The 9,762-nt window shown below is 54.0% G+C and carries 9 protein-coding genes and 2 pseudogenes; 7 read left to right on the plus strand and 4 right to left on the minus strand.

Annotation, left to right across the window (positions count from 1 at the left end; translation table 11 throughout):
* Positions 1-108: 108 nt before the first annotated feature.
* A pseudogene (locus tag ACYVIA_RS22010) lies at positions 109-696 on the plus strand (IS110 family RNA-guided transposase); the annotation flags it as partial.
* A 14-nt stretch (positions 697-710) separates the two neighbouring features.
* Here the strand turns inward: ACYVIA_RS22010 and ACYVIA_RS22015 are convergent.
* The 4 genes and pseudogenes from ACYVIA_RS22015 to ACYVIA_RS22030 all read right to left on the minus strand — a co-directional run.
* Positions 711-1,003: pseudogene (locus tag ACYVIA_RS22015) on the minus strand (transposase); the annotation flags it as partial.
* A 78-nt stretch (positions 1,004-1,081) separates the two neighbouring features.
* Positions 1,082-1,507: a PIN domain-containing protein gene (locus ACYVIA_RS22020; protein WP_460844416.1), complete on the minus strand. Its 426-nt coding sequence runs from the start codon at positions 1,505-1,507 to the stop codon at positions 1,082-1,084.
* Between the two features lie 8 nt (positions 1,508-1,515).
* Positions 1,516-1,893 (minus strand): hypothetical protein, encoded by a 378-nt coding sequence (locus tag ACYVIA_RS22025; protein ID WP_460844418.1) that lies wholly within the window; start codon positions 1,891-1,893, stop codon positions 1,516-1,518.
* 313 nt (positions 1,894-2,206) lie between these two features.
* On the minus strand, positions 2,207-2,449 hold the full coding sequence (locus ACYVIA_RS22030) for an antitoxin (RefSeq protein ID WP_460844420.1): 243 nt from the start codon (positions 2,447-2,449) through the stop codon (positions 2,207-2,209).
* Between the two features lie 492 nt (positions 2,450-2,941).
* On the opposite strand from ACYVIA_RS22030, the gene tcmP reads away from it, so the two are divergent.
* The 6 genes from tcmP (at position 2,942) to ACYVIA_RS22060 (ending at position 9,157) form a co-directional block, all read left to right on the plus strand.
* The gene (gene tcmP / locus ACYVIA_RS22035; protein WP_460844421.1) at positions 2,942-3,796 is read left to right on the plus strand and encodes a three-Cys-motif partner protein TcmP; all 855 of its coding nucleotides are present in this window, start codon (positions 2,942-2,944) and stop codon (positions 3,794-3,796) included.
* Positions 3,797-3,895: 99 nt separating this feature from the next.
* Positions 3,896-4,534, plus strand: a complete 639-nt coding sequence (locus ACYVIA_RS22040; protein ID WP_460844423.1) for a LexA family protein — start codon at positions 3,896-3,898, stop codon at positions 4,532-4,534.
* Positions 4,531-5,310, plus strand: coding sequence for a DUF5131 family protein (locus tag ACYVIA_RS22045; protein WP_460844425.1), 780 nt, complete (start codon positions 4,531-4,533; stop codon positions 5,308-5,310). The genes ACYVIA_RS22040 and ACYVIA_RS22045 overlap by 4 nt, the downstream gene beginning before the upstream one ends.
* A 66-nt stretch (positions 5,311-5,376) precedes the next feature.
* Positions 5,377-6,639, plus strand: coding sequence for a three-Cys-motif partner protein TcmP (locus ACYVIA_RS22050; RefSeq protein ID WP_460844427.1), 1,263 nt, complete (start codon positions 5,377-5,379; stop codon positions 6,637-6,639).
* Positions 6,640-6,933: 294 nt separating this feature from the next.
* The gene (locus tag ACYVIA_RS22055; protein WP_460844429.1) at positions 6,934-8,424 is read left to right on the plus strand and encodes a deoxyguanosinetriphosphate triphosphohydrolase family protein; all 1,491 of its coding nucleotides are present in this window, start codon (positions 6,934-6,936) and stop codon (positions 8,422-8,424) included.
* Between the two features lie 4 nt (positions 8,425-8,428).
* Positions 8,429-9,157, plus strand: coding sequence for a hypothetical protein (locus tag ACYVIA_RS22060; protein ID WP_460844431.1), 729 nt, complete (start codon positions 8,429-8,431; stop codon positions 9,155-9,157).
* Positions 9,158-9,762 lie beyond the last annotated feature (605 nt).

The following is a 9,762-nucleotide window of genomic DNA, read 5'->3' on the forward strand; positions in this document are numbered from 1 at the left end:
CCTTCATTCCCGCTTCGGCTTCTTTCAAGACGCCGATCATTTGTTCATCGGTGAATCGCTTTTTCATGCCTGCCTCCCAAGGGCAGACTCTACATTATCGCCGTACTAATCTCGGGTAGCAGGTCAGCTTGTCCAGGTTCTCAATGGCTGGCAAGGAAGCTGGAAGCGTTGGGACACGTCGTGCGGATCATTCCGGCGCCGTTCGTCAAGCCCTACGTGAAGTCAAACAAGACCGATGTGATTGATGCGGCCGCAATTGCAGAGGCAGGCACACGGCCGACGATGCGCTTCGTCATGGCGCGCTCTACAGAGCAGGTGGAAATGCAGCCACTGCACCTTATTCGTGATCGGCAAGTCGCATGCAGGACGCAGTTGATCAATCAAATGCGTGCCTTCTGTCTCGAATTCGGTGTCGCTATGCGCCCCGGTTCTGGCGCCTTCAAGGCGGACCTCCAAAAGGCTCTCGCCGATGAGAAGAACGACCTCACCCCGCGCATGCGCGAAATGCTCGCGGCCTTAACGTCCGAACTTCGCGAAGTCGAACAGAAGATCGCCGCAGCTACCAAGGAAATCGATGCAATTGCTACCAAGTCTGATCTGGCGCGCCGCCTGACGACGATTCCCGGTATCGGAAACTTAAGCGCAACAGCAATCCTTGCTGCGGTCGGAGATGCGAAGCAATTTCCCAAGGCGAGAGATATGGCGGCGCCACCTGATTTTTTTAATGCCTGCTCCAGCAGGCTTTCCGTGCCATCCGCTCCCGCTTTCGTCCAATGGCTAGGCGCCCCCGATCAAAGTGGTAGCGCACCGTGCTCGGAGAGGGGAAATCCGCTGGCAAGGCACGCCAGGTCGCCGCATTCTTCAGCAAATACAGGATGGCGCAGAAGATGTCGTGCAGATCCCATTTCCTCGGCGCCGTCTTCTTTCTCGATCCGTCCAATAATGGCCGTATCTGCTCAAATTGCTCCCGGATGATATCGCTTGGATAATGCTTCCTGCTCATCCCATTTCCGTCTCAATACCAAACATGTTTGACGGAAAAACACCGATCAGGTTCTGATAACGACGTCGTCGCACGGCGTCAATGCGGCATTGGTTGTGCCCAGTCCGCCAGATGCAGATCAAATTTGACGTTATAGAAGGCCCGGTCGCTGGCGACCAGCACCGTCCCGGCCGCCACGGAATGCGCGGCGATGAGCATATCCATCGATCCGAGCGGCGTGCCGTTGCGCTCGCAGTCGGCGCGCAGCCGCGCATACGATTCTGCCGCGTCGCTATCCCACGGCAGGATCTCGACACGCAGCAGGAATTCGTTGACCAGTTCGCGCAGTTTTGTCGCGTCCGGCTTTTTTTCAAGGCCCAGCAGCAATTCGGCTTGCGTGACAGCGGAGATGCACACGCTGGCCATCGGCACTTGGCGCAAGCGTTCGCGCACCACAGGGGGATTGCCCTTGATGATGTAGCTCGCCGTGTTGGTGTCGAGCATGTAGCGCAGCGGTCGTTCCATGCCGCCGTTCATCGCTGTTTCGCCTGCTCTTTGCGGTCGAGTTGATCGCCAATGCGCGCCGTCGAATACTGGTCAAGTCCGGCCAGTGTCAAGAGAGGATGAATCTGGTGCAGTGTCTCAACGAGTGACGGGAAGCCACGGGCGACCAGTGTCGCAATGCCGGTGTTCTGTCCCATGATGTCGATATAAAACCGCGGCTTGTTTTTGTCTTGGGTAGCGTAGACCGTGACGGTAGCCCCAACGCTATCTTCTTCCTTGCTTGAAAACTCAACAAAATAATCCGCCGCGGCCATGCTTTCACTGACACTGCCAATTTCAGGGTTATAGGCGGGATCGTCCACCTCAACAAACATCTTCTTGGATGTATCCCATTCGAAGCTTTTCATGCATGTTTCCTTTGCGATAATGAATCAAACTGGCGATTGAACTGCCGACCAAACGTGACGACTGAAGCGCATCGAAAGCATGAGTGTTTCACCGCAGGCAGCGACTCTTGAGTACGTAATCAACTGCTTTGGCCAAGCCAAGGGTTAAAGCGGCCGAGACGATATGGATTCATCCGACTAAGCCAGACAAGGCACCCCGCTGCGCTTTGTACGAGCCCCGAGCGCGAGTGGGGAAAAATGCATGACAAACGGGGCATCTCCGATTCTGTTGCCCTGCGACATCGCATATCCTTGCCGATCGCGGTTGTTGAGTTCAGAATAAATCTCGCTCTTGTGGTGGCTCGTTATCGCGATTCGCCATGAAATCCTTCGGTACCTCGACGGTTTCGACCAATTTGAAAAAGTCATCCCACGATCCCGGCTTCCTCGACAGGATCACATCACCGGTGGCCGGATCTTTGCGGATATAGACTTCATCGCAATTGAATCGGAAATTCGAAGGCAGGCGCACCGCCTGACTGCGACCGTTCATGAATAATTTGGCGATGTGGCGCATGACTTATCTCCAAATGGATATACCAAAAATATATACCATGGTCTCGTATATATCAAGGTATATTACTAGAGGCCTTTGCCCACAACAATCAGCCGCTACCGCATTCCGAATAAGACATGCTGGCTTTCACTGCGCTTGGCAAGTTGGCCTTACAGACGGGCTTTTCCCCGATAACCGCGATTATGTCGCTGAGATTCAAGACATGAGGAATCAAAGGGTTGCAACAAATGCATTCGATAACTTAATACGGAAAGGTAGGCAATTTGGAAAGCAATGCGCGGTTGTCTGCCTCCGCCATCAAGCATCAGGAGTTTGCCCCTTGCCTGAGTCCCCTGCCACTCCCCGTATTGCTGCGCAGTATCTGTAAGCACACTGACTTCCGCCCAATCTGCTACCATTTTTTAACGGTTATCAATAACCGACTGAACACTTTTAAAGGCGACAGGGATTGCCCGGTCATTCCAGTGCTGTCAAGCTTAGGGAGGAAAGCAATTGAATGCAGACAAACTCGCTCCTCAGTGTCAGGATCTCCACCCTGAACAGCCAATCGAACTCGGTCCGCACGGGCGCGGTGTCGGCGGATGGGTTCCGGAGGAAAAGCACCTCTATCTCACCCAATACATTCATGCGACGCGCAAAGCCCAGGCGAAGTTCAAGCAGCGCGTACTGATCGATCCGTTCTGCGGTCCCGGTCGCATTCAGGTCGTAGGCGAATCCTTCACCCGCGATGGCGGTTCGGTCGCGGCATACCGTCAATCAGTAGTTTCGGGCGCCCCCTTCACACGCGTCTTGATTGGCGACATCGACGCCGACCGCGTGCGCGCAAATCAACTGCGCCTTTCCGCGGCCGGTGCCACGGTACAAGGCTTCGTTGGGCCGGCGACCGAAACGGTAGGCGCCATGATCAAGGCGGTTCCGTTCGGCGCACTTGCTCTAGCCTACATCGACCCTTATAACCTGGAGTACTTGTCGTTTTCCATCATTGAGCGCCTATCCAAGCTGCAGTATGTAGACTTCGCCATCCACTTTAGTCTGATGGACCTGACGCGCAATATCGACATGGAGCTCGATCCCCAGCGGGATCGGTTCGACCACGCGCTTCCAGGCTGGCGGTCCAGGGTGCCTACCGATGAATTGTCCAAGGCCAGCCTGCCGGGCTGGTTCTTCAGCGCTTGGTGTGGCGCAATGTGGGATCTGGGCTTCAAGGTCAGCGGGCAGATGCCGCAGATTACCGATGGCAAGGGGCGTACCATCTATCGCATGGTGTTCCTCTCCCGCCACGAGTTACCCGATCGCATTTGGGGTGATATTGCCCGTAGTCGCAACCTCAACCTGTTCGATTCCTGATCCGCCGACGATATCGATGCTATTGATCTGAGGGACGCCACGCTGCGGCGTCCAATTATTTTTCTTGATTAGTGGACGACCGTCTACCATAATGGCGAAATGGCTCGAACCAACAATGATCAAGTGCATTTGCGCCGGCTTCGCGACACCTATGCGCAGTTCGGGTGCTTGCCCTCGTACAGCGAGATTGCCAAGGTGCTTGGCTTCAAGGCCAAGAACGCAGCTTTCAAGCTAGCACAGCGCCTGATCGCCTCCGGCCATTTAGCCAGGTCAGCGGGTGGGCGCTTGGCTCCGGGCCCTGCCTTTTTCACGCTGGAGTTGAGCGACGATGAGGTACGCGCGGGCTTTGGTGCGGATGGCAATGCCACGGGACTTGTGCAGGCTCAGGCGCTGGATCAGCTATTGCTGGCCAAGCCCTCGAAGACGGTGCTGGTGAAGATGCGTGGCGATTCAATGCAGAACGCAGGGATCCTGAGCGGCGATGTCGCGGTGGTCGAGACGAGTTTGCAGGCACTGACCGGCGACATCGTGGTGGCCGAAATCGACGGCAGCCACACCATCAAGGAATTCAGGAATGATCGAGGCCAGCCGCGCCTCGTATCACACGGCATGGAGAGCACGGCTGCGACTCCCGAGAAGACGCTGAACATCATTGGTATCGTCAGGGGAATCGTCCGAAGTTATAGACCGCCGCCGGCCGGTGAGGCTAAGATGAAAAAACAGGGGGAAAATCGATGACAACCATCAGCAAGATTGAATGGACGGAGCAAACCTGGAACCCGACCGTCGGGTGTACCAAGATCTCGCCCGGGTGCAAGCATTGCTATGCGGAGACCATGTCCAAGCGGCTGACCGCCATGGGAACGCCGGGCTACGAAAACGGCTTTGCCCTCACTCTTTTGCCCGAGCGCCTTAACGACCCGATCAAGCGCAAGAAGCCCACGGTCTATTTTGTCAACTCCATGTCGGATCTGTTCCACGAACGGGTGCCGGACGTGTATATCGACCGGGTATTCGAGGTCATCGCGCAAACACCGCACCATACCTATCAGATCCTTACCAAACGGGCCGCGCGAATGGCCCGTTATTTCCGGACGCGTTCAGTGCCGACGAATGCGTGGCTCGGGGTCTCGGTCGAGGACCGTAAATACGGCGTTCCGCGTATCGATTATCTGCGCAAAGTGCCCGCAACCATCCGTTTTTTGTCCGTCGAACCGCTGCTGGCCGACGTTGGCGAACTCAACCTGAAGGACATCCATTGGGTAATTGTGGGCGGCGAATCCGGGCCGAAGGCACGCCCGATGAAGACGGAGTGGGCAGAGGCAGTTCGTGAACAATGCCAGGAACAGGGCGTCGCCTTTTTCTTCAAGCAATGGGGTGGATGGGGCGCGGACGGTAAGAAGCGAGCGAAGGCTGCCAACGGCCGCGAATTGAATGGCCGGACTTGGGATGAAATGCCGGTCACAGTCGTCAACCGCATGGCATCTGTCGAAGAAGCCCCTCGACGCGCTTGATTTTGCGGGCCCGCAAGGGCACATTGTTGGGCAGGGACCACAAGAGCGCGCCAAGCGTGCCACACAATGTCACATTACAGTTGGATTTGGGGAAGTCCGCCACCGCTTCTCAAGCGGCATAGCGAAGTCAAGCACGCGCTTCTGCGTAACTATCTGGTCGATTATTTTCTGACGCTGGTGTCGCTGCCGCAGCAGGACAAGATCCAGCTGACCATCGTTGATGGGTTCTGCGGCGGTGGCCTCTACATCAACGAGGATGGCCAGGAAGTTCTCGGTTCGCCTCTCATCATTCTCGAGGCGATAAGCGAGGCTGAAAAGCTTGTGAATCTTCGGCAAAACCGCCGCAAGCCCATTCTGATCGATGTCGAACTCATCTGCATTGACGCCAGCAAGCAATCGCTGGATTACCTTGGGCGCTTGCTGGAGGAGCGAGGACACGGCGTCGCGGTCGCTAATGGAAAAGTGCGCTTGGTCCCAGGTGAATTCGCCGCGCACTGCAGTGCCGCCATTCAGCGGTGCCATGATCGAAGCCCGCGCTCTGGACGAGCGCTATTCGTACTGGATCAATACGGCTATTCCGATGTACCGATGCAATGCCTGCGCGATATCTTCCTCAGACTCAAATATGCGGAGGTGATCCTCACCTTTTACATCGATACACTGATCAATTACCTGAACGCGACCAACCTCGCGGCCTTCCAGAATGCCACGGGCATTCGCACGTCGGTGCGTGCGTCGGAGATCGACGAGATCAAGCAGTCGCCTCGCTGGCGTGTCGTCCTCCAATCTTCCCTCTACCAGAACCTCACCGATCAATGCGCTGCCCAGTTCTATACGCCGTTCTTTATCCGTCCCGAACGCGGGCATGGGGATTTCTGGCTTCTCCATCTCTCGCAGCACTGGAAAGCGCGGGATGTGATGGCTTCGACGCATTGGCAGCATCACAACCATTTCTCCCACTATGGGGACGCGGGCTTTCACATGTTCAGCACGGGCTACATCAGCAAGATTGACGACGAGCACAAGCTGCAGGCTGGATTTGATTTCAGCGAGGTGGCAGCAACGGTGAGCAAGGAAACCATGATGCAACAAATCCCGGCAATGTTGTTCGACGGCGCGGAAGGCATGACGTTCGAACAGTTTTTCCTGGAACTGATCAACACAACGCCTGCCACGCGCGATATGGTGGAGGGCACCCTACTGGAACTGCACCAGAGCGGCGAGATCGTCGTGGTCGATGAATCTGGCGACGCCTCCAAGGCGCGCGTCAACCTGAAGGGCAATCATGTTCTTCGTCTACCGTCACAGCGCTCCTTCGCGCTCTTTTGAGTGCCTTAAATCGATTTGCGTTTTGCGCCTCTTGCAGGACATACTGAGGCGCATAGGCACACGAACAAATTTTGTCATTTTTGCCATTGACCACAAAAAAAGATGCGCATATTGGCTGAAATCGCGGGTTTGGAGGTCCCCGAGAATTGGCGCCGGCAGCGTTTTTGTTACGGACTGCGTACCTCTCCTGGTCAGGCTACGCAAATGCATTGCACTGCAACATATGCGTTGCAAAAATGGCAGAACATTGGCTTCAGGGGAAGATGATAAAATTCTGTGTTGATGGAGAAAAGTATGGCTGAACCGAATTTGCATGAGATTTGGAAACGACGCCTTAGTTCGGAGCGGCGAAAGCCTAAAGACAGGCCCGTCGGGGTATCAAAGCCAGGCGATCACTCGCTTGACGAGACTCGAACCGAAATTGAGCGAGATTTCGATCGAATTCTCTTCTCCACACCAGTTCGCCGTTTGGCCGACAAAACGCAGGTTTTTCCATTAGACAAGAACGACAGCGTCCGTAACCGGTTGACCCACTCCTATGAGGTATCAAACTTGGCTCGGAGCTTTGGCGTCGGTCTTTGCTACTCAGAACCAAGCATTTTGGGATCTACAATGGAGAATGCCGAACGTGATGTTCCGTCCTTATTGGCGGCGATCGGTCTCGTCCATGATCTTGGCAACCCGCCTTTCGGCCACCAAGGGGAAGCAGCAATTCAGCGGTGGTTCATTGATCACAAGGAGAAAATCCTTGGTAAAACGATTCTTGGTCAGTCCGCCGGTGAGATAGAAACCTCTGAATTGCTTTACCGCGATTTCAGTTTGTTCGAAGGCAATGCACAGGGTTTTCGCCTAGTTACGAGGCTTCAGGTTCTTGACTCCGAGTACGGCCTCGACCTGACCTATGCAACGCTAGCGGCGATGATGAAATATCCCGTTCGATCAAGCGATATCGATAAGAACGTTGTAGCGAAGAAAAAACACGGCTTCTTTGCGTCCGAAGCTGCAATCGCACATGAGGTTCTTGAAAAAGTCGGACTCGGCTACGGAAAGCGCCACCCGTTGGCCTACATCATGGAAGCATGTGACGATATTGCTTACGTAGTCCTTGATGCAGAAGACGCGATTAAGAAAGGGCTGGCGTCCTATTCCGATCTAATAACATATCTTCTTCACCAAGCAGGCAGCGATGAACTGACGAAGATGGTAGCGGATCGTGCGGATGCGAAGCACAAAGACTATCGGGAAATGGGGACACTGTCGCCGGCTGAGCTAAACGACATATCCATGCAACGCTTTCGGGTATTTGCGATTGGTCTGATGCTCAGATCGGCCACTGCAGCCTACCGCGAACACTTACACTCCTTCATTAACGGAATTCAGGAACAACCCCTTCTTTCCCTTAGTAAAGCCGAGAAGCTGAGGGCCTCGCTGAAGAAGTTTTCCCTGAATCACGGATATACCCATAAGTCAGTCCTCGCCCTTGAACTTCAAGGGTTTAACACGATCCGTGGGTTAATGGACCTTTTGTGGTTCAGCATCAATCGAATGGCAGGAAAAAGCGTCGAGGAGCAAAAGCAAGAGCATCCTTTCGCTCGTTACGTTTGGACGAGAATTTCGGAGAACTATCGCAGAACTTTCGACGCAGAAAAAGCCAAGAACGCCCTGCCCCTCTGGTACGTCAAGTGCCAACTTCTTACAGATATGGTTTCCGGCATGACTGATTCATTCGCAATCAGCTTATATGACGAACTGAAGGCATTACAGTCAAACTGCGAGCTAGACTAAAGCCATGTATCGAGTGCTTACAGATCCTCAAGCCGTTGGTGAACGCGTACACCGTTACCTTCACACGCCCAAACCAAGTACACCCGATGTGCAAAGGTTGCTTAATAAGATCGCTAAATTTTTGCCAGAAACAGTAGTTTTTGGCGGAATGATCCGGGACTTTGGCTTAAACAAGGCGACTGAGTTCAGTTCGGACATCGACCTCGTGGCAATGGCTGAAAGAAACGAAATCTTGTCGTTGATTCGTCCGTTTAATCCTGTGATGAATAAGTTTGGCGGCTTTCGTTTCTCTGTGGGAAGGCAGCTATTCGACATTTGGGCTTACCACGATACTTGGGCGTTTAAAGAGCACTTGGTTGCTGCGGATTCATTCCAGCAACTGTGTAACACGACTTTCTTTAATGTCGACGCCGCGTGCCAGCGAATAGGGACACGAGCCGTCATTTGCAAAGGCGCATACTTTCAATCGCTAGACCAAAGACTGTTAGACATAAATCTCGAATTTAATCCTGCTCCAAGGAAAATTGCAGCAAGAGCGATACGGTTGACCATAGAACACGAAATGAAAATGTCATCTCGCTTACAGACGTTTGTATTAAAGAATGCGGAGCCGTCTTTATGGACCAGCAGAGGCCCGGCACGTTCCTTTCTGCTGATGCTTACGTCTCATGTCGACAAACATGAAGATGATGGCGTCCCATTTCGCTTTAATCCTCAGTTTTGCCTGTTCTAGTTTGAACAGTGTTGCTTGACGGCTTGCCAAGCGCAATTTCCCCGCTATGAAGGCGTAGCCAAACTGCTCTGCGCACGCACCAATAGTTAGGCGTGCATACAAGCGGTCAACGACCAGACGCTGAAACAACTGTGCCAGTGGCTGCATGCCGAGCATGGTGTATCCACCAGCGTGACGACGCCGTGGAAGACGCTGAACCGGCTCGGGCTATGCCTTAAAACTCCATGCTGCGGACGCGGCCGGACGTCACTCAGCGCGATGTACCGGGACTCCTTTCCTGGCATTCCCCGATACGTGACGACCAAGGCGTCGAATTGGTAATGAATGGCTTATCGAGCCGCACGGAATGCAATTTATGCATTTGCCGGTTTTAACATGGTCACAGTCGGGGCTTGTCAACTGTGGAAAGTGTCGGTAGGGTTCTGCTGCGAAATATAAGTGCTTTAGCTCGCCGACCTATGAAGCTTTATGAAAACATCGTGACCTGCCCGGTTTTTTCGGACCACGCTAACTTGGGATAGCTCCGGTTGATAAAGTTGTTGCTGCTTTCTTGCTGAACGCTTCCGGGGTTTCGTAGTTCAAGCTGGAATGCGGCCTGACGCGGT

It is taken from the genome of Noviherbaspirillum agri (genome assembly GCF_054780595.1).

Coding starts and splice junctions, on each gene's coding strand:
- ACYVIA_RS22020 (WP_460844416.1), bottom strand. CDS start 1,507: ATGGAACGACCGCTGCGCTACATGCTCGACACCAACACGGCGAGCTAC.
- ACYVIA_RS22025 (WP_460844418.1), bottom strand. CDS start 1,893: ATGAAAAGCTTCGAATGGGATACATCCAAGAAGATGTTTGTTGAGGTG.
- ACYVIA_RS22030 (WP_460844420.1), bottom strand. CDS start 2,449: ATGCGCCACATCGCCAAATTATTCATGAACGGTCGCAGTCAGGCGGTG.
- ACYVIA_RS22040 (WP_460844423.1), top strand. CDS start 3,896: ATGGCTCGAACCAACAATGATCAAGTGCATTTGCGCCGGCTTCGCGAC.
- ACYVIA_RS22045 (WP_460844425.1), top strand. CDS start 4,531: ATGACAACCATCAGCAAGATTGAATGGACGGAGCAAACCTGGAACCCG.
- ACYVIA_RS22050 (WP_460844427.1), top strand. CDS start 5,377: ATGTCACATTACAGTTGGATTTGGGGAAGTCCGCCACCGCTTCTCAAG.
- ACYVIA_RS22055 (WP_460844429.1), top strand. CDS start 6,934: ATGGCTGAACCGAATTTGCATGAGATTTGGAAACGACGCCTTAGTTCG.
- ACYVIA_RS22060 (WP_460844431.1), top strand. CDS start 8,429: ATGTATCGAGTGCTTACAGATCCTCAAGCCGTTGGTGAACGCGTACAC.